At 57.8% G+C, this 20,571-nt stretch carries 17 protein-coding genes; 7 read left to right on the forward strand and 10 right to left on the reverse strand.

The window, feature by feature from the left end; all coding sequences use genetic code 11:
* Positions 1-74 precede the first annotated feature (74 nt).
* Positions 75-2,705: a valine--tRNA ligase gene (locus tag WX88_RS02615; RefSeq protein WP_046242692.1), complete on the reverse strand. Its 2,631-nt coding sequence runs from the start codon at positions 2,703-2,705 to the stop codon at positions 75-77.
* A gap of 385 nt (positions 2,706-3,090) precedes the next feature.
* Here WX88_RS02615 and WX88_RS02620 point away from each other — a divergent pair, with 385 nt between their 5' ends.
* On the forward strand, positions 3,091-4,005 hold the full coding sequence (locus WX88_RS02620) for a carbon-nitrogen hydrolase family protein (RefSeq protein ID WP_082115803.1): 915 nt from the start codon (positions 3,091-3,093) through the stop codon (positions 4,003-4,005).
* A gap of 107 nt (positions 4,006-4,112) precedes the next feature.
* The gene (locus WX88_RS02625) at positions 4,113-5,321 is read left to right on the forward strand and encodes an N-acetyl sugar amidotransferase (protein WP_262489805.1); all 1,209 of its coding nucleotides are present in this window, start codon (positions 4,113-4,115) and stop codon (positions 5,319-5,321) included.
* Positions 5,322-5,420: 99 nt separating this feature from the next.
* Here the strand turns inward: WX88_RS02625 and WX88_RS02630 are convergent, their stop codons facing one another.
* Positions 5,421-5,771: a 4Fe-4S dicluster domain-containing protein gene (locus WX88_RS02630; RefSeq protein WP_046242695.1), complete on the reverse strand. Its 351-nt coding sequence runs from the start codon at positions 5,769-5,771 to the stop codon at positions 5,421-5,423.
* Between the two features lie 193 nt (positions 5,772-5,964).
* On the opposite strand from WX88_RS02630, the gene WX88_RS02635 reads away from it, so the two are divergent.
* Positions 5,965-6,978 (forward strand): acyl-CoA reductase, encoded by a 1,014-nt coding sequence (locus tag WX88_RS02635; RefSeq protein WP_046242696.1) that lies wholly within the window; start codon positions 5,965-5,967, stop codon positions 6,976-6,978.
* Between the two features lie 131 nt (positions 6,979-7,109).
* Positions 7,110-7,415: a hypothetical protein gene (locus tag WX88_RS02640; RefSeq protein ID WP_052732268.1), complete on the forward strand. Its 306-nt coding sequence runs from the start codon at positions 7,110-7,112 to the stop codon at positions 7,413-7,415.
* 198 nt (positions 7,416-7,613) lie between these two features.
* On the opposite strand, the gene WX88_RS02645 is transcribed toward WX88_RS02640, so the two are convergent.
* The 8 genes from WX88_RS02645 to xerD form a co-directional block, all read right to left on the reverse strand.
* A complete protein-coding gene (locus tag WX88_RS02645; protein WP_046242697.1) occupies positions 7,614-8,492 on the reverse strand; it encodes a nucleoside phosphorylase in 879 nt (292 codons plus the stop codon).
* A 111-nt stretch (positions 8,493-8,603) separates the two neighbouring features.
* Positions 8,604-9,548, reverse strand: a complete 945-nt coding sequence (gene trhO, locus WX88_RS02650; protein WP_046242698.1) for an oxygen-dependent tRNA uridine(34) hydroxylase TrhO — start codon at positions 9,546-9,548, stop codon at positions 8,604-8,606.
* Between the two features lie 116 nt (positions 9,549-9,664).
* Positions 9,665-10,297 carry a NeuD/PglB/VioB family sugar acetyltransferase gene (locus WX88_RS02655; RefSeq protein ID WP_046243094.1) on the reverse strand — a complete coding sequence of 211 codons (633 nt, stop codon included), beginning with the start codon at positions 10,295-10,297 and terminating at the stop codon, positions 9,665-9,667.
* Positions 10,298-10,408: 111 nt separating this feature from the next.
* Positions 10,409-11,734, reverse strand: coding sequence for a hypothetical protein (locus WX88_RS02660; RefSeq protein WP_156175913.1), 1,326 nt, complete (start codon positions 11,732-11,734; stop codon positions 10,409-10,411).
* Entirely contained in the window at positions 11,731-13,032 is a 1,302-nt protein-coding gene (locus WX88_RS02665; RefSeq protein ID WP_046242700.1) for a DUF2851 family protein, read from the reverse strand. The genes WX88_RS02660 and WX88_RS02665 overlap by 4 nt, the downstream gene beginning before the upstream one ends.
* An 81-nt stretch (positions 13,033-13,113) precedes the next feature.
* Positions 13,114-13,758 (reverse strand): LolA family protein, encoded by a 645-nt coding sequence (locus tag WX88_RS02670; RefSeq protein WP_046242701.1) that lies wholly within the window; start codon positions 13,756-13,758, stop codon positions 13,114-13,116.
* Between the two features lie 246 nt (positions 13,759-14,004).
* Positions 14,005-16,932, reverse strand: a complete 2,928-nt coding sequence (locus WX88_RS29365) for an FtsK/SpoIIIE family DNA translocase (protein WP_082115805.1) — start codon at positions 16,930-16,932, stop codon at positions 14,005-14,007.
* Between the two features lie 292 nt (positions 16,933-17,224).
* On the reverse strand, positions 17,225-18,124 hold the full coding sequence (xerD, locus tag WX88_RS02680) for a site-specific tyrosine recombinase XerD (RefSeq protein ID WP_046242702.1): 900 nt from the start codon (positions 18,122-18,124) through the stop codon (positions 17,225-17,227).
* Between the two features lie 22 nt (positions 18,125-18,146).
* On the opposite strand from xerD, the gene WX88_RS31295 reads away from it, so the two are divergent.
* The 3 genes from WX88_RS31295 (at position 18,147) to WX88_RS02690 (ending at position 20,481) form a co-directional block, all read left to right on the forward strand.
* Positions 18,147-18,263, forward strand: a complete 117-nt coding sequence (locus WX88_RS31295) for a four helix bundle protein (RefSeq protein WP_231590609.1) — start codon at positions 18,147-18,149, stop codon at positions 18,261-18,263.
* Between the two features lie 350 nt (positions 18,264-18,613).
* On the forward strand, positions 18,614-19,060 hold the full coding sequence (gene aroQ / locus WX88_RS02685) for a type II 3-dehydroquinate dehydratase (protein ID WP_046242703.1): 447 nt from the start codon (positions 18,614-18,616) through the stop codon (positions 19,058-19,060).
* A 353-nt stretch (positions 19,061-19,413) separates the two neighbouring features.
* The gene (locus WX88_RS02690; protein WP_046242704.1) at positions 19,414-20,481 is read left to right on the forward strand and encodes an aminotransferase class V-fold PLP-dependent enzyme; all 1,068 of its coding nucleotides are present in this window, start codon (positions 19,414-19,416) and stop codon (positions 20,479-20,481) included.
* Positions 20,482-20,571: the final 90 nt, after the last annotated feature.

Genomic DNA, 20,571 nt, shown 5'->3' on the forward strand with positions numbered 1-20,571 from the left:
TCAACCGGGCTTCCCCGAAAAGTAAAAAGCCGCTCCCTTGTGGTAGGAGCGGCTTTTTACTTTTGAAATCATTCTTACAACGCCTTAATAGCCTGCTCCAGAGCAGCAATCTTAGCTTCGGCATCGGCTAGCTTCTGCCGTTCGCGCTCCAAGACGTCGGGCTTGGCGTTTTGAGCAAACTTCTCGTTGCCAAGCTTTTTCTGCACCGACTCGCGAAAGCCCTGGGCATATTCCAGCTCTTTTTCCAGGCGGGCCCGCTCGGCGGCAAGGTCAATGTGCCCTTCGAGCGGAATGAAAAACTCGCTGCCGCCCAACACGAAGCTCACGGATGCGGCCGGACCCGCTTCGGCAAACGTCACTTCCGAAAGGCTGCCCAGCTTGCGAATAATGCCGTCGTAATCAGTCAGCAGTACGGGCTCATCGGTTTTGGCTACCAGGGCCAGTGGCTTGTTGGGACCGATGTTCTTCTGGTTACGCACGGTCCGGATGCCGGCTACGATGGCCAGTGCCTTATCCATATCGGCCAAAATGCGGGCAGCCTCAGTAGTGGGAGTTGCTTTGGGCCAGGGCGCTACGGTCACGTAGTCGCAGTCAGCGCGCTCGGCCAGCTCGTGCCATAGCTCTTCGGTGATGAAGGGCATGAAGGGATGCAGCAGCTTGAGCAGCGTTTCGAGGTAGGCAGTGGTGTGGCGCAGGGTTTCGGCATCGATGGGATGCTGGTAGGCCGGCTTCACCATTTCCAGATACTGCGCGCAGAAGTCATCCCACACCAGCTTATACACCGTCATTAGCGCGTCGCTCATCCGGAACTTCTCAAAATGGTCGTCCAGCTCCACGATGGCGGCTTGCAGCCTGGCGTTGAACCACTCCACCGGCTTTGCATTCACGAAGGGCAGGGCAGCATCCACCTCCCAGCCTTTCACGAGGCGGAAGGCATTCCAGAGCTTGTTGGAGAAGTTACGGCCCTGCTCCACCAGCTTCACGTCGTAGAGCAAGTCATTGCCGGCCGGCGATGAAAATAGCATCCCGGTCCGCACTCCGTCGGCACCATAGTCACGGATGAGGTCGAGCGGGTCGGGGGAATTGCCGAGGCTCTTACTCATCTTCCGGCCTTGGGCGTCGCGCACGATGCCAGTGAGGTACACGTTTTTGAACGGCACCTCGCGGCGATATTCCAGCCCGGCCATAATCATGCGAGCCACCCAGAAAAACAGGATTTCGGGGGCCGTCACCAAGTCGTTGGTCGGGTAGAAATAATTGACGTCGGCGTTGTCGGGGTCCTTGAAGCCATCGAACACCGAAATCGGCCACAGCCACGACGAAAACCAAGTATCGAGCACATCCTCGTCCTGGCGCAGGTCGCTGAGCTGCAGGTTGGCGTTGCCGCTCTGCGTCCGGGCCTGCACCAAGGCAGCTTCGGCGGTGAGGGCTACTACGAAGCTGCCATCGGGCAGGTAGTAGGCCGGAATCTGCTGGCCCCACCACAGCTGGCGCGAAATACACCAGTCGCGCACGTTCTCCATCCAGGCCCGGTACATGTTTTTGAACTTGGGCGGGTGCAGCTTGATGGTATCGTTTTCCACTACTTCCAAGGCGGGTTTGGCCAAGTGCTCCATTTTCAAGAACCACTGCAGGCTGAGCTTGGGCTCAATCACGGCGTTGGTACGCTCCGAGGTCTGCTGAATGCTGGCGTAGTCCTCGATTTTTTCGAGCAAGCCCGCTTCCTGCAAATCTTTGGCAATTTGCTTGCGCGCCACAAACCGGTCCTGGCCCACATAGAGCACCGCCTTCTCATTGAGGGTGCCATTGTCGGCCAGGATGTCGATAACGGGCAAATTATGCTTGAGGCCAAGCTCGTAGTCGTTCAGGTCGTGGGCTGGCGTCACCTTCAACGCGCCCGTCCCAAAATCTATCGACACATACTCGTCAGTAATAATTGGTATTTCGCGACCCAGCAGCGGGATGCGCACCGCGGCGCCGGCCAAGTGCGCGTGGCGCGGGTCATTCGGGTTCACCGCCACGGCTACGTCGGCCATAATGGTTTCGGGCCGCGATGTAGCTACGGTCAGAAACTGGCCCTCCTGCCCTACTATGGCATACTTGAGGTAGTACATTTTGGCCTGCACATCCTTGGCAATCACCTCCTCGTCGGAAATGGCGGTACGGCCCTGAGGGTCCCAGTTTACCATGCGTACGCCACGGTAAATCAGGCCCTTATTGTACAAATCGACAAATACGCGAAGCACGGCTTCGGTCAGGTCGGGCTCCATGGTGAAGCGCGTCCGGTCCCAGTCGCACGAGGCACCGAGCTGCTTGAGCTGCTCCAGAATGATGCCACCATACTTTTCCTTCCAATCGAAGGCGTGGGCCAAAAACTGCTCACGCGTCAGGTCACGCTTCTCAATGCCTTGCTCTTTGAGCAAAGCCACAACTTTGGCTTCGGTGGCAATGCTAGCATGGTCGGTACCGGGCACCCAGCAGGCTTCCTTGCCCTGCATGCGGGCCCGGCGCACCAGCACATCCTGAATGGTATTGTTCAGCATGTGCCCCATATGGAGCACGCCGGTAACGTTAGGCGGCGGGATGACTACAGTGTAGGGGACTTTTTTCGGGTTGGCGGAGGCCTTGAAAAAGCCCTGCTCCTGCCAACGCTGGTACCATTTGGCTTCAACGTCGGTGGGCGAATACGTGGTGGCGAGGGACATAGAAAAAGATGCAAGAAGCAGAAGGGGCAAAAATAGGCATTAGAAACGGGGCTGGGAAAGCGAAACATTGCGCACCACAGGGCCTGCTATTCGCCAGTTGCACTTATTGCTGTCCCCTTTAACCAATTTGCACCCCCTAGCCCCTCTTCAGTTCTCTAATACATAGCTCATAGTTTAATTAATAAGCTACTCCAAAGCCTAACATTGAAAACTTGTTTATCTTGGCAGCCAAAGAACTAGTTAAGTAGTAATTTCAACCTATATTACACATCAACTGTGCTACCTGTTTTTGTCTTTACTAAGTGGCACAGCTTAACGAATAAGATTTAATCTTGAACTCGTATCTTCCCAGCGATTCTGTCCTGTTTTACAATTCTATTACATAATGGCTACGCTATTCCCTTTTCGTAAACCAGCTCCAGTAACACCAAAACTACCCGAAGTACCGCCACCCTTGGGCACACTGCGGGTGGGCCTGGGGCAATTATTAGTCGAAGGTGGTGAGCCAGCCCGCAACTTGGCCCGCGCCGTAGAACAGATTGCCCAAGCCGCCGCCCAAAAATGCGACCTGGTGCTCCTCCCCGAGACTCTGGACTTTGCCTGGACGCACCCCAGCGCCCTCTACGAAGCCCAACCAATTCCGGGCCTCTTCAGCGACCAGCTGTGTCAGGCAGCGGCGGCGCACGGCATCTACGTGTGCGCTGGCCTCACCGAACGAGCCGCTGATGGCCGCAACTACAACGCTGCCCTGCTCATCGACCCCAAAGGAAATATACTACTCAAATACCATAAAATAAACCTATTATCAGTTGAACAACCGTTTTATGCCGTGGGTCAGACGCTGAATGTAGTCGACACGCCACTAGGCAAAATTGGCGTAAACATCTGCGCCGATAACTATCTTGACGGGCTGTCCATCGGCCACACTCTGGCCCGTATGGGGGCCGAATTTATCCTGGCACCATCATCGTGGACGGTTGATTATTCCATCACCGAAGAACACGACCCTTACGAGGAAAAATGGGTGCGGCCTTTTTCCATCCTTGCCAAACTCTACAACGTGGTAGTCGTGGGCACAACATCGGTCGGGTACATCGTGGGCGGGCCCTACGAAGGCAAAAAAAGCATCGGCTGCTCCTTAGCCGTTGATATTAATGGCGTGCAGGCCCAAGGCGCGTTTAATGAATTTGCTGGTCAGTTAGTAGTCGCCAACCTGTCCCGCCCCCAGCGCCTCGAACGTGGCACAGACATCAGTGCCATGCTCCACCGCAAAGGGTACCGCTTCGACCAATTGCCCTGATTGCGGCTACCTGAATATCAATTACCCACTCTGGTCTCCCCCTGCTCTCCTATTTGCCGCCACCTACTCCTTTCCGTGCGCGGCAGCCACCTTTTCTCAGCCATTCATTGCCCACCCAACTACATTCCTCCGAAAGCCTGAAACCAACACCTCTGGCGCCTGACTATCAACGCTGTAAGCGTTGTCTAATGGATACTACTGTGCCTGGTATTACCTTCAACACAGCCGGTACCTGCTCTTTTTGCGATGTACACGACCGGATGGAGCAGGCTTTCCCATTGGGCGAGGCTGGTCAACGAACCGTGCAACGCCTTGCCGATGAGATGCGCCAAGCGGGCCGCGGCCGGCGCTACGACTGCGTGCTCGGTGTGAGTGGCGGCCGCGATAGTAGCTACACGCTTTGGTATTGCGTAACTCAACTCAAGCTGCGTCCCTTAGCCGTGCACTTCAACGACGGCTTTGGCAACCCCGTCGCTGGCGAAAACATGGTGCGGGCCTGTCAGCAGCTGGGAGTCGAGCTTCGTACCATCACCTCCGACTGGCGCGAATCGAAAGACCTGAAAATTGCCTTTTTGAAAGCGTCCGTACCCGATATGGAAGAAGGAACGGACCTCGGCATCGCCACTGCGCTGTATGGGGTGGCGGCAAAGGAAGGCATTCGGCACTTGGTTATCGGCCAGTCGTTCCGCACCGAGGGCATTGCGCCGTTGAGCTGGAACTTTCTGGATGGTAAGTACCTGCATGCCGTACACAAGCAGTTCGGCACGGTACCGCTGCGGCGTTGGCAGCCCAATGACCCAGGGTTCAATTTGGGAATCAAGGAGATGTTCTATTACGCCTTCATCCGGCGTATCAAAACTGTGACCCTGCTCTACCATCTCGACTACGTGCGGACCGAAGTAGATGAGCTGCTGGTGCGCGAGCTGGCTTGGAAGAGCCCTGGCGCTCACTACGCCGACGACCTCTATCAAAGCCTTATCTACTACCTCAACCGTACTAAATTCAACATCGACCGGCGGCTGTTCAACTATTCCGCCTTGGTGCGGTCGGGGCAAATGACCCGGGAAGTGGCTCTGGACCGGATTTCCCATATCAACTCCATTGAGGATGAAGCCGTGATTTCACTCTGCATCAAGCGTCTCGGCCTGACCCGCGCGGAGTTCGACGAAATAGTAGCCGCCCCACCCAAGACGTTCCACGACTATCCGAACAGCTACTCATTGCTCCGGCTCTGTCGGTTACCCATTAAGATTATGAGCCGCCTCAACCTTATACCAGAGTCGGCTTACGATAAATACTTCAACTGTGGGACCTAAGTAGTTAGCTGTTTTTGCTTGTGCACTGCTACTCTATCAAACCATACAAACAAAAAGGCCGCTTTTTCAGAAGCGGCCTTTTTGTTTGGAAGTCGAAAGTTATGCGGCGATGTGCAGCCATTCCTTCTTTTCGAGGAGTCGCTCGCGAGTCTCGCGGTAGTCAGGGTCGTCTACGCAGCAGTCAACGGGGCATACGGCGGCACACTGAGGTTCTTCATGAAAGCCCACACATTCAGTGCACTTATCCGATACGATGTAGTAATACTCGTCTGACACGGGGGTTTGCGGAGTGGTGCCACTGACCACTGCGCCGTCGGCGGTGGCTACTTCTGTCAGGCTTGTGCCGTCGGCCCAGCGCCATTGGGCACCGCCTTCGTAGATGGCATTATTGGGGCATTCCGGCTCGCAGGCACCACAGTTGATGCACTCGTCGGTTATCATGATGGCCATGGGGCGTGTCGGGGGTCAGGAGTGAGGGAAACCAAAGTAGGACGAGTAGGCTTTACGTAAAATGCCCGGCTCGCGCCGTTCTTTGAGCCCACAAAATTAACCAACAGCGGCTGGGTTTGCATGGTTTCGCCCAATTTTGCCCGCTATTTGTCCGCTCCGGTCCTGTTTTAGCCGTTGCGCCTCCTTCTTCCTCATGAATCACTCCGAACGTTTAACTGCTTTTATAGCCTTGGGCCAACGCCTGGCCACCATTTCCCCGGACGAACTCACTGCCCTAGCGGCCCGCGCCCGTAATCAGAATGCCTGGTTCGATGAACCCAGTATGCGAGCTGCTGTGGCTGGCATTGCCCATATGCTGGCCGAAGAGCCCTTGCGCCGCTGGGCAGCCCGCTACCCACCCGAACCCACTACCATACACTCCATTGGGGTGGTAATGGCTGGCAATATTCCCTTGGTCGGCTTCCACGACATGCTGTGCGTGCTGCTCAGTGGCCACATCCTGCTGGCCAAGCTCAGCGCCGATGATACCGTGGCCATGATTTGGATAATGGAAGAGCTGACCCGCCTGGAGCCACGCTTTCTAACCTTCATTAAGGTGCTGCCCCGCCTGAATGCGGCCGATGCCTTCATTGCTACTGGCTCTGATAATACGGCGCGCTACTTCGAGTTTTATTTTAAGAAGAAACCCCACCTCATCCGACGCAACCGCACCAGCGTGGCTGTGCTCACCGGCCAGGAAACCAGCGCGGAGCTGGCGTTGCTCGGCCCCGATATCTTCCAATACTATGGCCTTGGCTGTCGCAATGTGAGCAAGCTATTCGTACCCACCAGCTATGATTTCGTGCCCCTGCTTGACGCCTTGCAAACCTGTGAGGGCGTCCTCAACCACCACAAATACAATAATAACTACGACTACAACAAGAGCATTCTGCTCGTGAACCGCGAACCCCATTTCGATAATGGCTTCCTGCTAATCAGGCCTAGCCCGGCTTTGGTATCGCCTATCTCGATGTTGTTTTACGCCGAATACACTAGCGAAATTGACCTTGTAGACCAGTTAACTGATATAGCTGCTCAAACGCAATGCGTGGTATCGGCGGGCCAACGGTTTGCGGGCAGCCTACCATTTGGCCAGGCTCAGTCGCCGGGGGTAGACGAATACGCAGACCGGGTTGACACCATGGAATTTCTGGCGCAACTACTGTAGTGTTTTTAAATAAAATTCTTCATCAAAACACTAGCTTCTTTTGGTTAATTTATCGTTATTTATCACCTTAAACAGCTATATGGGGTTTACATACCCCACCTTTTTCACCAATTATCAATTACCCTTTAATTATGTCATTTATTCCTTCAGCTCCCACTATCGAAATAGTTGAGAAAGAAGAGCTAACTACCATGCTCTTCGCTTCCCATGATGTGCTCACTGATAAGGCCGCCCGTCAGCGGCGGCGGGCCGATGCGGACCGCGCTGTGATTCTCGGCAACGCGTATCACGGCAAGCTCGATATCTACTTTCAAACTGCCGATGGCACCGCTAAGCGCATGATTACCACCGTGTGGGCCGCCGATTCCGACCACATCACCCTCAAGTCCGGAACTTCATTACCCTTGCGTGCAGTTCTTGGCTTCGATTTTTATTAATCAACTTATCACGGATTTAGACTGATTATTTGGATTATTGGTTGAGCAATTCAGCTTAACTTGACGCTTAATTTCATCAAAAAGGCCGCCCAATGGGCGGCCTTTTTGATGAAATTAAGCAACATAATCCGCCTACTTATCAGATTGTCAAGAACAATTTATAAATCAGCCATTAATCCGTGGATCCAAATAATTCAGCTAAATCCGTGATAAGTGGAGCAAGGTGCGTTCAATCATGGCATCGACCACGGCACCGGCGTTTTCGGCAAATTCGCCCGTGGCGCGGTTGGCGACGATGGCATTGAGCGAAAGAACCTCGTGGCCGAGCAAACGGCCAAGTGAATAATAGCCGGCCGTTTCCATCTCAAAATTAGTGAGACGGAACTCCCCCTCGGCGCTTTGGTGGCGAAAGCTCTGCAAACGGGAAATGTAGTCGGGCTGGCGCAAGTCGAGGCGCAGGCTGCGGCCCTGGGGGCCGTAGAAACCGGGGCAGGTAAGCGTGTTACCCATCACTAAGCCAGCGCCCAACTGCTCGCGCAGCAGGTCGGAGCCGCGCACCACGTAGGGCGTGTAAGGCAGCGCCAGCGCTTGCTGCAGCTCGGTGGCAATTTCCGTTTCCAGGCCGGTTTCCATCAGAGGGTAGAACTGCATGAGGCTATCGAGGCCCACGGCGTGCTCGGTGGCCAGGATGGCACCAATAGGCACATCAGCCTGCAGGCTGCCGCTGGTACCCAGCCGGATGATACGCAGGCTAATGCGCTCTTCGGGCGGGCGCACGGTACGGGCCATGAAGTCGATATTCACCAGCGCATCAAGCTCGTTCATTACGATGTCAATGTTGTCGGTGCCCATTCCGGTGCTGAGCACGGTGAGACGCTTACCGCGGTAGTAGCCCACGTGAGTCACAAATTCACGGTGCGTGGTTTCAAATTCCACCGAATCGAAATGCCGGCTCACTTGTGCCACCCGGCCGGGGTCGCCCACGGTGAGGATGGTATCGGAAATATGGTCAGGCAGCAAATTGAGGTGGTAGATGCTGCCGTCAGGATTCAAGATTAGCTCGGAGGAAGGAATCATGGGAGAGAATTATCAATAAAAAATCATGAATTAAAAATTAAGAATCACCAAGCAGCCGAGTTATTCAACCAACTGGCTATGTGTTCATTATTGCTAGTTTTTAATTCATGATTAAGACTTGGCGTAAGAGGCCAGGCCCTGGGCGGGGTTATAATGGTTGCTGAGCTTGGGGTAAGCTCCCGTGCCATCGTAGGAGCGCTTGTCGGGGTGGGCGGCGCAGGCCTCGGAGCAGGCGCCCTGCAGCTGCTCGCCGCACGCTTCGCAGAGCGCCAGATGGGCGTTGCAGTGCGGGTTGGCGCAGTTTACGAGGCGATTGCTGGGCTGCTGGCAATGCTGGCAGCGCGAAATGATGGTGGGATTCACACGGTTTACATCCACCGCCACCCGGTTGTCGAACACGTAGCACTGGCCGTCGAAGTCCTCGCCGCCGGCTTCGATGCCGTACTTGATGATGCCACCATGCAACTGGTACACATTTTCGAAGCCTTGCTCCAGCAGGTAGGCGCTGGCTTTTTCGCACTTCACGCCGCCGGTGCAGTAAGTCAGAATTTTCTTATCCTTAAACTCCTTCAGGCGCTCGACCCGCTCGGGGAAGTCGCGGAAGTTCTCGATGTCCAGCGTCACGGCATTTTTGAAGCGGCCGAGGTTGTACTCGTAATCTGAGCGCACGTCCACCACCACCACGTCGTCGCGGTCCTTCAGGGCTTTAAACTCTTCGGGTGAAAGGTGCTGGCCGGTCTTCTCATGCGGCCGCACGTGGCGCAGGCTGCTATGCACAATCTCCGGCTTCACACGCACGTGCAGCTTCTGAAACGTGTGAGCCGGCACGTTGTCAATCTTGAATTCGAGCGTGGCAAAGCGCGGGTCGGCCTTCACGGCGGCCATGTAGCGCGCACAGTTTTCAATGGTACCGGACACCGTACCATTTAGCCCCTCGGCGGCCACAATGATGCGCCCGCGCAAGTCCAGTTCCAGGCACAGGCGGTGATGTTCCTCCCGAAATTCATCAGGATTTTCGAGGGGTGTATAGCAGTAATAAAGAAGAACCTGATACATTTTGAGTTATGAGTTAAAAGTTATGAGTTAAGAGTTAAGAGTTAAGAGTTGAACTAAGAGCGGATAACTAGAATGTTTAACGACTCTTAGCTCATAACTTTTAACTCATAACTCCTTTAAACTTTCACTGCCGGATTGCCAAATACGGTTTGCCCATTCGGCACGTCGGCTACTACCACCGAGCCGGCACCCACACGGGCTTTATCACCAATTTTGACGCCGGCTACCACCACCGCACCAGCGCCGATGAAGGCCAGCTCGCCAACTTGCACATCGGCCCCAAGGAGAGCACCGCTGCCCAGTTGAGAGAAGTTGCCCATGGTAGCACGCGCTTCGACCACGGCGTTGGCACTCAGCAGGCAGCCGTCGCCGAGGGTGGCGGTAGCAGCTACAACCGCATTCGGGCCAATGTAGTTGCCGTGGCCCAGGGTAGCGTGGCCCGATACGCTGGCGCGCTGGTGAATAGCATTTACGGGCACAGCTTCGTACTCGGTGCGCAGCATCTGAGTGAGACTGCGGCGGCTGGCGGTGTCTTCAGTGGCCACGAAAACCTCGCATTTTTTGCCGAGCAGCTTTAGCAACTCTCCATCATCCGTATTGCCCATTACGGGCACGTCCAGCAGCTCTGTGCCCTGAAGCTTTTTGTCGTCATCGAGCAGGCAGTACACCACGATGTCGTTGGAGAGAAAAGCATCGAGGACAGCTGTGCCAACAGTTTGGGCACCAAGAATAATGACGGGATTTTCCATGAATTGGATTAACAGTTGGGCGTCCAAGCGCCGGAAAACAGGAACCGGCTGCGGCATGGGCGAACTGCAAAGTTACGCCGTGGGCCGGGCAGGGTTTACAGCTCGCGCAAATCAGGCTGTCGCGGCTTTGTCTAAGCGCAACCGTCGCAGGGCGGTAGCGGCGTAGTCGTGCTGGAGCAGCAGCAGCAGCAAATACGGCAGCAGCTCGCTCCGGTACCGGTTAAGAGAGCCAAGATTTGGCGTGGTCAGGCCAATTAAAATAGCGAGAATCAGGCAGAAAACGCCCAGCCCTAAGCCCAGGCCGAATGGAAAGTTGCCAATGCGGCCGCGGAGCACGGCCCAGACTGCTAGCGCTATTAGCCCTAGCAGTGCCGTGTTTTCGAGGCTAGCAGCCAAGTACAACGCCGACCACGACTCTCCCAACCACGGCCGGGTGACGGCGTTGACTGCCGCCAGAGGCGCGTGCGCGGCAATGCTTTCCACGGTGGGCCGAAGTTCAGGATATTCAAAATGAGGCCGCCCAATGGAGTGAGCCACATCGAAGTTGTATACACGGATTACCTGGTTGGTGAACTTGTTCATGCTAAAAGCCACGTTCACCTGCGGCGCCAGCCAGATACCGACACCCAACACGGCTGCCAGCGCTGCTGCCTGCACCAAGCGGTACTGGCCCATGCTGTAGCGCCGCAGCCACCGCCCTACCGCTACCCCGCCCAGCACCCCAAGCAGCGGCAGGGCAAAGAAATAGCGCATCCCAAAGTGTAGCATTGCCAGGACGGCCGTGCCTGGCCACCACACAACCCAAGCCCAGCGGGGCGCGTGTGAGTCAGCAGTCGTGTCATAGAAATAGCTAACTAACCGCGCCGTAAGCCAAGCCCCACTGCTCAGCAGTACTGCCTCTTTGCTGATACCCGTAGCCCAAAACCACACCGAGGGCCAGAGCAAAAATGCAACTACACCAGTCCCAGCGGGCGTAGCAGGAAAGGCAGTGGCCAGCACGCGGACCAGCTGCCAGCACCCAATAAAAGCGAACAGACTTACGTAAAATGCGTTCACCCAATCATTTTCCAACGAAGCCAGGTTTAAGACACCCAGGATTTTCATCAAAATCCAGGTATTCGAGGTGTTTTGGTACACAAAGTCATAGGGCGCTTCCCCTTTTGGCAAGACTGTCACGGCCCGGGTTAAAATGTCCCAAGTCGCCTCAGGATTAGCCCAGATTTTGTCGGTGACGATGTGCCCTACGAAGCTCATAAACTTCGCGTCGCCGGTTGGATGCCAGGTGCGGATGCCACCCGCCAGCATTCGCAGCCCCAAACCGGCGGCAAAGACCATTCGCCACCGGCCGTAGGCAGCCCAGCGCCACTGTTGGCGCAGCCATGGCAGCAGCACGGCCAACAGAGCCGTGTTGAGCAAAATTGCCAGTACTATTCTCATCGGGCTACGCGGGGTTGTTGCACCAGCCGGCTGCCAATGGCGCAATGCAGGCAGCGACGCGGAGTGCAGTAGTTTTTGTGCAGCGCCAGCAGGCCCTGCGAATCGGCGGCGGTGCGGTGGGTAAAGCTCAGCGCTTCGTACACCGCCGTGTACTGGTTGTGCTCGGCGGGCAATTCACTGAGCAGGGCGATGCTGCTTTCGACCAAGGCCGGCTGGCCCACGTGGTGCGCATAGGCCACGCGCAAGGGCACCACCACGTTCGTAATAAGCAAATCGGTGCTGCTTTTGCCTAAAGCCGGCACCTTGCCCGGCCGGCCGGGGCGGAAGTGCGTGCGCCAGTAAGCCGGGGCCGGCGCGTGGAAAAACTCGGTGAGCGCGGCCACGCTTTGGGCAGTCAGCAGGGCGTCGAACAGCGCGGGGCGGGCATGGAGCAGGCCCGCGAGCTGGCCCAGCCGCACGGGCGGAAAATTGGCTGGCCGCAGGCGCAGGTAGTTCCACTCGTGCACGAGCAGGGCAGCGGCTCCCAGGCCGTACTTATGGCGCAGAAACTCGTGCTCCCGCCTCAAGTCCTGGATGTAGTCATCCCCCGTCGTTTCCTCATTTTCAACCAGAAACCCGGCCTGCCCAAAGAGCAGGGCTTCGAGCTGGCGCTGGTCGTGCCGGTGGCGGCGCAGCACAGTCAGCGGCAGGGCTTTGGCCAGGCGGGCCAGCGGCTCACTATTTTTCTGGAAGCCGAAAGCTGCCATCAGCGCGTGGTAAGCGGTGGCTTCCCAGTCCTGGCCGAGGTGGTGATGCAGCTCCGTAATGCCTTCGGCTTTGCGTTCTACCCGCTCCAGCAGGGCGCGTTCGGTCATCATGGTTTTGGTGATTTCGGGCACCAGATTTAGCAGCGGCGCGCAGGGCAACGGTGCGGCGCCTGGTGCTTCCACTAGTGCCTGATAGCGGGCCAGCAGCTCGGGCGCGAGGCGGGCTTGCAGGGCCAAAGCCGGAATGAGACTGCCGTTGGTACGAGCTACGTCAGCGTCGTGGGTACCCACTACGTGCAGAATCACTTGGTCGTACTTGGGGTCAGTCTGGTGGCTGTGCCGGGCCCAGTCCGAGGCGCGGAGGTGAATTTCCACGGCTCCGTTCCACTCTACTTCGCCGAGACGGAGGCGGGCGTTCAGGAAGTCAGGGCCAGCATCGGCGTTGCGGTGGCCGGGGCGCAGAACCTGAATTTCCTCCCCGGCGGCCGTGCGCAGGTCCGCCTTATCGAAGTACTGGTGCTGCCAGATGTAATGGAGGAAATCTTCGCGCATAGGGACAAATGTAAAACGGCCCGCCTCTTTCGAAGTGGGCCGTCTCATTTATTTATCGGCTAACGATGGGCCACCAATCTACTACCGCAGGTCTACCACTTTCACGCCCTTGTACTTTGCTTTATCGAAGGCAAAAGTATTGGCATCAACAGGCGGGTTGGGCTGGAACTTCTTGATGAAGAATGTGTACTGATTGCCGTTCTTTTTGAACATCTGCCAGCTTTTGACCGATGCATCGTTCTTGCGCACTTTCAGGCGGACTTTGAATACGTCATTTTGACGGTTCTCCGGGGCCAACTCGATAACATCAAGGGCTTCACCGCTTTCATTCACTTGCTGCACGTAGGTGTACTTATACCCTTTTTTGTACATCGTGTAAATCTGCGAAGGCGACATCTCCTGCGAATCCGGGTCGGAATCGGAGATGTTGACCTCGTTCTCATTCTTCAGATAAGTCCAGGTAGTGGTGCCGTTGTTGATGACTTCTTGGCCGCTGATTTTGAGCCGAAATTTCTGACCACTCACAATGATGTCACCATTGATGTTCTGCTTCACTTTGGCGCCCGGGTTTTCCAGCGTTTGGGTAAAGGTGGCCTGGAAGGCTTTTAGCGCCTGGTACTTGGCGCTCATCTGGTCAAGGATTTTACCGGCTTTGGGGTCCTGCTGGGCGGCGGCGGGCAGCGCCAAGGTGGCCGCGAGCAGCAACAGGGAGAAGGTTTTTTTCATTAGATGGGGAAGAACTGAAAGCGCTTGTTGATACGCTCGAATAGTCTGTACGGATTTTGTGTAACAAACGCCCGGCCAAAGTGCTGGCGTGGCACCGTTGAGGGCGAAATAAGTAGAATGCAGCCTTTGTTGCGTTGGCGAGCGGCGGCTGTGGGCGTCGTTCGATACAGCATCAACTCAGCACAACACTCGTTCAACGCAACGCAGTAAAGGCTGCGTTCTACATAGACAGGGCGTTCTACGTGGCTACTTCATGCTGTTGAGGAGTTGCTCCAGTTGGTATTCGTCGGGAATGAGTACGTCGCGGGCTTTGCTGCCTTCAAAGGGGCCCACGATGCCGGCGTGCTGGAGCTGGTCGATGAGGCGGCCGGCACGGTTGTAGCCGAGTTTGAGCTTGCGCTGGAGCAAGCTGGTGCTGCCTTGCTGGTGCAGCACGATGCAGCGGGCAGCTTCTTCAAACATGGTGTCGCGCTCCGAGGGGTCCATTTCCTCGTTGCCGCTACCGGCGTCGCCGTCGGCCCCGGCTACTTCGGGCAGCAGGTAGGCATCATTGTAGCCCTGCTGCTCGCCAATAAAGTCGCAGACGCGGTCTACTTCTGGGGTGTCGATGAAGGCACACTGCACCCGAATCAGGTCCGAACCGGCGGAGAACAGCATGTCGCCCTGGCCGATGAGCTGGTCGGCCCCGCCGGTGTCGAGAATGGTGCGGGAATCGATTTTGCTGGTCACCTTGAAGGAAATCCGGCAGGGAAAGTTGGCTTTGATGATGCCGGTGATGACGTTCACACTCGGGCGCTGGGTGGCCACAATGAGGTGAATACCAATGGCACGGGCCAGCTGCGCCAGGCGCGCAATGGGCGTTTCCACTTCCTTACCAGCCGTCATCATCAAGTCGGCTAGTTCGTCGATTACCAGCACGATGAAAGGCAGAAAGCGGTGGCCTTTCTTGGGGTTAAGGCGGCGCTCGATGAACTTATGGTTGTACTCCTTGAGGTTGCGGCAGCCGGCTTCTTTCAGCAAATCGTAGCGCCGGTCCATCTCCATGCACAGCGAGTTGAGGGTATTCACCACCTTCTTCGTGTCGGTAATGATGGCCTCGTCGGTGTCGGGCAGCTTGGCCAGGTAGTGACGCTCAATCTTGTTGAAGATGCTCAATTCAACCTTTTTGGGGTCGACGAGCACGAACTTCAGCTGGGCGGGGTGGCGCTTATAGAGCAACGAGGCCAGAATCACGTTCAGGCCAACCGACTTGCCCTGGCCGGTGGCCCCGGCCATGAGCAAGTGGGGCATCTTGGCCAGGTCGGCCACGAAAACCTCATTGGTGATGGTGCGACCGAAGGCCACTGGCAGGTCCATTTCCGAGCGGGCGAACTTCTCTGAGCCCAGCACTGAGCGGATGCTCACCATCTCCTTTTTGGTGTTGGGCACCTCGATGCCGATGGTGCCTTTGCCCGGGATGGGCGCGATGATGCGGATGCCCAACGCGGCCAAGCTCAGAGCAATGTCGTCTTCCAGGCTCTTAATTTTGGAGATGCGCACGCCCACTTCGGGCACGATTTCATAGAGCGTGACCGTGGGGCCGATGGTGGCCTTGATGCTGGCGATGCCGATGCCGTAGTGGCCCAACGTCTCGACAATGCGGTCCTTGTTAGCTTCCAACTCTTCCTTGGTAACCTGGGCCTTGGGCTGGCCATAGTCGTTGAGCAGCTCCAGGGTGGGGAATTGGAAGCGGGAAAGCTCCAGCGTGGGGTCGTAGTTGCCGGGCGGCATGGCGTCGGCGTCCTCGTCCTCATCGGCCACGGCGGCGATGTCGGCGCCCGCGTTGGGGTCGAGGTCGTCGCGGCCGGGCACGGTGAGGGTGAGGTCGGGCATAGCTGGCTTCTCGGGCTTAGGCAGCGGGGTGTTGGTATCCGCCAAATCGGCCAAGGAAAGCGGGGTGGGAATGGTGGATGCCAACCCGGTCGGGGTGACGGCCGGCGCTTCCGGGGTAGGCATTTCGATGGAGAAAGCCGGTCCGGTAACGGCCAGCGGCACCGCCGTGGCGGCCGTGGCAGCCACGGCCGCCACGGCTGGGGCGGCCACAGCACCGGCAACGCTGAGGGCAACACCGGCCCCCGCAGTGGTCCGGGGCGCGGGCTCGTACTCAACTTGGGCCGGGGCTTCTTCGGGCTCCTCGGCGCTGAGCTGCAGGGCAGGGCGGGCCGCCTGGGCTCCATTGGCCGCCACAGTAGCCGCCGAAACAGTCGCTGATTCCTGCACCAGGGGCTTCGCTTTGACGGGAGGAGCGGCGGCTACTGGGGTGGCGGCCTGCTCGGCGGCTAGCTCGGCTTCCAGCTCGGCGTCTTCGTCCGGGTCGTCTTCTACGCCGAGGCGGCGGAAGTTGCCCAGGTTGATGCTGGTGACGTTGAAGAAGAACACCACGAAGGAAATCAAAGCAAAGGCCAGCAGCAGCACCGTGCCCCAGCCAATGAGGCTATCGAGCCAGGCGGCGGCTTCGAAGCCCACGCCGCCGCATAGGAAATCGAGGCGGTGGGCCAGGGTGGGGTCGTCGCCGGGCTTGGTCAGGCTTACCACCACGTAGCCCAGCAACACGCTCAGCCACGCCATGGTGAACAGGCCCAGGGCCAGCACGTAGCTCACCGAGCCGGTGGCCGTACGGAACACAATCTTATACCCCAGGAAAAATACGATGGGAATGAGGGCAAACGCCGCCACGCCAAACAGCTTGTAAATGAATAGCTGCGCCCCCCAGGCCCCGAGCAGGCCCAGCCAGTTGCCAGATTCCTGCCCGGCTTCCTTGAGTGGCGTGGTGCCCAGGGCAGCCACCACGCTCTGGTCGGCGTGGCCGGTGAAGAGGAAAGAGGTGAAGGCAATGGTGAGGTACAAGCTGGCTAGTAGCAGCCCAAACCCAATGAAGAGATGAAAGCGCCGGTCGCGCAGCAGCGCCACTACGTTGCCAATGCCTGGCAGCGGACCACGGGGAGCCCGGGGAGGCTTGGCGGCGGCTACCCGCGCTGCTTTGGGCACGTTGGCGGCGGCGGGCCGGGGTGCTGGACGCGCGGGCGCGGGCTCCGGGCCCGCGGGGCGCGACTCGTTGCGCCGAGGCTGCCGGGGTTCGACAGGGCGGTTGGCAGAGGGGCCGGCGGGAGGATTTTTATAACGATTATCTGCCATTCGATGGGAGCATGAAGGCCAAATTTACGCAATACGGGCTTGAAAGTGGCCGGGACCACGAATATGGGCAATTGAACAAAACGCTTTCGCCCTTGGATAGAGCGGGGAGCAACTGAAAACTCGGGAACGATGCCAGCGCGTGGGGCTCTGCTTGGGTTTGCCTATTGTTCAACGCCCACAACCACCCCGGCTAGCGCTTCGCGCCAGCGTCCCCTCCTTGGTAAGGAGGGGAGCGGTCGTTCTTGTACTCCCTCTTCTCCCCACTCCCACCCTCCCGTTCTCCCCTCCTTCTCTAACTGCGGGGGTGAAACTCGGTGATGACCTGGCGCAGGTAGTCCCGGTCGAGGTGAGTGTATATTTCGGTGGTGGTGATGCTGGCGTGGCCGAGCATTTCCTGGACGGCGCGGAGGTCGGCGCCGCCTTCGATGAGGTGGGTGGCGAAGGAGTGTCGCAGGGTGTGCGGGCTGATGGTTTTGCGCAGGCCCGCCTGCTCAGCCAGCTTCTTGAGGGTGGTGAAGACGGTGATGCGCGACAACGGCCGGCCGCGCTGGCTGAGGAAGACGAAGTCTTCGGCGCCGGACTTGATGTCGAGGTGGCCGCGTACGCCGCTGAGGTAGAAGTTGAGGTGCTTGAGGGCTTCGCGGCCGATGGGCACGAGGCGCTCCTTGTTACCCTTGCCCAGCACTTTCACGAAGCCCTGCTCGGCGTACATGTTGCTCAGGCGCAGGTCGCACAGCTCGCTCACGCGCAGGCCCGACGAGTACATGACTTCGAGCAGGGCGCGGGCGCGCAGGCCGTCGTCGGTGCTGAGGTCGATGGCGGCCAGCAGCTGCTCAATTTCGGGGTAGCTGAGGGTGTCGGGCAGGTGGCGGCCGGTTTTGGGGGCTTCGAGGGTGTCGGTGGGGTCGAGCTTCAGCAGGTCTTCCATGATGAGGAAGCTGAAGAAGGCTTTGAGGCCCGACAGAGTGCGGGCCTGCGAGGTGGCGCCCAGCCCCAGACCTTGCAGCGTGGTCAGGAAGTCGCGCAGCACGGGCGTGGTCACTTGCAAAGGCCCCAGGTGCAGCTTTTCCATGAGCAGAAACTGCTGAAGCTTGGTGGCATCGCGCACGTAGGCCTCCACCGAGTTAGGCGAGAGCGACTTTTCGAGGCGTAGGTAGCCGTCGAATTGTTTCAGGGCTTGAGGCCAGGTCATACTTAATTATGAATTGGAAATCATGAAACAACGCGACTTCATCTTGTCAAAACAGTTGCTGCGGAGCGGCACTTCTATCGGGGCCAATGCAAAGGAAGCGTGCGAAACGTCTTATTGGCTGCGCCTGCTGCACGACTAATGAGCACCTTCCGGCCGAGGCCTTCGTGTCCATTCGTGCCCATAAACTCAAAACCTGCAAGCTTCCGTCCAGCATCCTGCTCTCAATCAAAGCTAAAGCGTGCTTTTAATTATGAATTAGAAATTATGAGTTATGAATTGCTCAATTTGCACGTTGAAGTGCTCTTCATAGCTCCTATTCAGAATTCAACTCCCTACCTCTCTAGTCGCGCGAACTTTGTAGTCCGCGTTCCCGCGTCGCTTGCATCGTTCGGGTTTTGTTCCGGAACGCGGACTACAAAGTTCGCGCTACTGCGCACCAGCTTGAAAGCCGCCCAATTCATAACTCCTAATTTCTAACTCATAATTCAATTGAACCTTCTCATAGTAAATGGCCCCAATCTGAACTTGCTGGGCCGTCGCGAGCCGGGCATCTACGGTACTCGCTCGTTTGATGATTTTTTCCCCGAGCTGGAAGCGGCTTTTCCCGATTTGCAGCTCGCGCACTTCCAGTCGAACCACGAGGGCGCCCTGCTCGATAAGCTGCACGAAGTAGGCTTCACCCACCATGGCATCGTGCTCAATGCCGGGGCCTACACCCACACCAGCATTGCCCTGGCCGATGCTGTGGCCGCCATTGCCACGCCCGTGATTGAGGTGCACCTGAGCAACCTGGCCGCCCGCGAGGAATTTCGCCAGAAAAGCCTGCTGGGCCGGCACTGCGCCGGCTGCATCAGCGGCTTTGGCCTCGAAAGCTACCGGCTCGCCGTGCAGTGGTTCGTGAACCAGCAGCCCAAGCGGGTAGGGTTTCGGGTTTAGGGTATTCCGAAGCTCGTTCCCGTCGTTCCGAAGCTCCTTCCAGCCGATGGGAAGAGGCTTCGGAACCCCGGGAACAAGCTTCGGAACGGTGGGAACGAGCTTCGGAGGGCCGAGAACAGACTTCGGAACGGTGGGAACAAGCTTCGGAGAGGCGGGAAGACGCTTCGGAATGGCGAGCACGAGCTTCGGAATGGAGAGAACCTGCTTCAGAATGACGGGAAAAGGCTTGGGGGCAATGAGTCGGATTTGCTGACGTTGCTTTTGCCCCTGCGCACCCATAATCCAGTGGCGGGCGCTGTGGTCTGGCCGCTACCTTTGTGAGCGCGGCGCTTTCCCTCTAGCTTTTTCTCCTTATGTATACCTTCAATCCCGGGCCTTCGGCCGTATATCCGGCCGTTCGCCAATACCTGACCGATGCGTTTGACGAGGGCTGGCTCTCGGCCCCCCACCGCTCCGAAAAAGTAACCAGCTTGGTGCGCCAGACCGTGGCCGACCTCAAAACCAAGCTCAACGTGCCGCAGGACTACACCGTCCTGTTCACCGGCTCGGCCACCGAGGCCTGGGAAATCCTGGCCCAGGGCCTCACGCCCCGCCGCAGCTTTCACCTCTACAATGGTGATTTTGGCGAGAAATGGCTGAAGTACGCCCAGGCCCTGAAGCCCGCCAGCACCGGCGTATCCTTCGGCGTAGACGAGGTGCCCGACGTGGCCGCCCTCCCCTTCTCGGCCGAAGACACCGACCTGGTGTGCATCACCCAAAATGAAACCAGCACCGCCACCCAGCTGCGCGAAGGCTTCATCCTGAACCTCTACAACCGCCTCGGGAGCAATCTGCTGGCCGTGGATGCCACTAGCTCGCTGGGCGGCCTCAACCTGAAGTACATCAAGGCCGACGTCTGGTTTGGCTCGGTGCAGAAGTGTTTCGGGCTGCCGGCTGGGCTGGGCGTGCTCCTGCTCTCGCCCCGCGCCGTGGCCCAGGCCAAGGCCGTGAACGACCGCGCCCACTACAACGGCCTGCCCGCCATGCTGGCCCAGATGCTCAACTACCAAACCAACTACACGCCCAACGTGCTCGGCATTTACCTGCTGAGCCGGGTGCTGGCCGACCGCGAGCCCATCAAAACCGTGCACCAGCACCTCGTCGACCGCGCCCAGAAGCTGTATGACTTCTTCGAGCAGGCCACCCCGCTCACGCCTCTCATCACCAACCCCGAAACCCGCTCCACCACCGTCATCGGCTTGAAGGGCGACGCCGCCACCATCGAAGAAATCAAGCGCAAAGCCCTCGAAGCCGGCCTGCATCTGGGCAGCGGCTACGGCCCGCTGAAAAACACCACCGTGCGCATCGCCAACTTCCCCGCCGTGCCCGACGCCGCCTTCGAGGCGCTGGTACAGTTCTTCGCCAAAGAATACCCGGTTTAATTATGAATTAGCAATTATGAATTGGCGCTACACCAGCCTTTCCGCCCGCCGGTCGTGAATTCATAACTCATAATTCATAATCAAAACAGC

Origin of the sequence: Hymenobacter terrenus, assembly GCF_000972495.1 — a bacterium.
Classification (GTDB): Bacteria; Bacteroidota; Bacteroidia; order Cytophagales; family Hymenobacteraceae; genus Hymenobacter; species Hymenobacter terrenus.

Coding starts and splice junctions, on each gene's coding strand:
- WX88_RS02615 (WP_046242692.1), bottom strand. CDS start 2,705: ATGTCCCTCGCCACCACGTATTCGCCCACCGACGTTGAAGCCAAATGG.
- WX88_RS02620 (WP_082115803.1), top strand. CDS start 3,091: ATGGCTACGCTATTCCCTTTTCGTAAACCAGCTCCAGTAACACCAAAA.
- WX88_RS02630 (WP_046242695.1), bottom strand. CDS start 5,771: ATGGCCATCATGATAACCGACGAGTGCATCAACTGTGGTGCCTGCGAG.
- WX88_RS02635 (WP_046242696.1), top strand. CDS start 5,965: ATGAATCACTCCGAACGTTTAACTGCTTTTATAGCCTTGGGCCAACGC.
- WX88_RS02640 (WP_052732268.1), top strand. CDS start 7,110: ATGTCATTTATTCCTTCAGCTCCCACTATCGAAATAGTTGAGAAAGAA.
- WX88_RS02645 (WP_046242697.1), bottom strand. CDS start 8,492: ATGATTCCTTCCTCCGAGCTAATCTTGAATCCTGACGGCAGCATCTAC.
- trhO (WP_046242698.1), bottom strand. CDS start 9,548: ATGTATCAGGTTCTTCTTTATTACTGCTATACACCCCTCGAAAATCCT.
- WX88_RS02655 (WP_046243094.1), bottom strand. CDS start 10,297: ATGGAAAATCCCGTCATTATTCTTGGTGCCCAAACTGTTGGCACAGCT.
- WX88_RS02660 (WP_156175913.1), bottom strand. CDS start 11,734: ATGAGAATAGTACTGGCAATTTTGCTCAACACGGCTCTGTTGGCCGTG.
- WX88_RS02665 (WP_046242700.1), bottom strand. CDS start 13,032: ATGCGCGAAGATTTCCTCCATTACATCTGGCAGCACCAGTACTTCGAT.
- WX88_RS02670 (WP_046242701.1), bottom strand. CDS start 13,758: ATGAAAAAAACCTTCTCCCTGTTGCTGCTCGCGGCCACCTTGGCGCTG.
- WX88_RS29365 (WP_082115805.1), bottom strand. CDS start 16,932: ATGGCAGATAATCGTTATAAAAATCCTCCCGCCGGCCCCTCTGCCAAC.
- xerD (WP_046242702.1), bottom strand. CDS start 18,124: ATGACCTGGCCTCAAGCCCTGAAACAATTCGACGGCTACCTACGCCTC.
- WX88_RS31295 (WP_231590609.1), top strand. CDS start 18,147: ATGAAACAACGCGACTTCATCTTGTCAAAACAGTTGCTGCGGAGCGGC.
- WX88_RS02690 (WP_046242704.1), top strand. CDS start 19,414: ATGTATACCTTCAATCCCGGGCCTTCGGCCGTATATCCGGCCGTTCGC.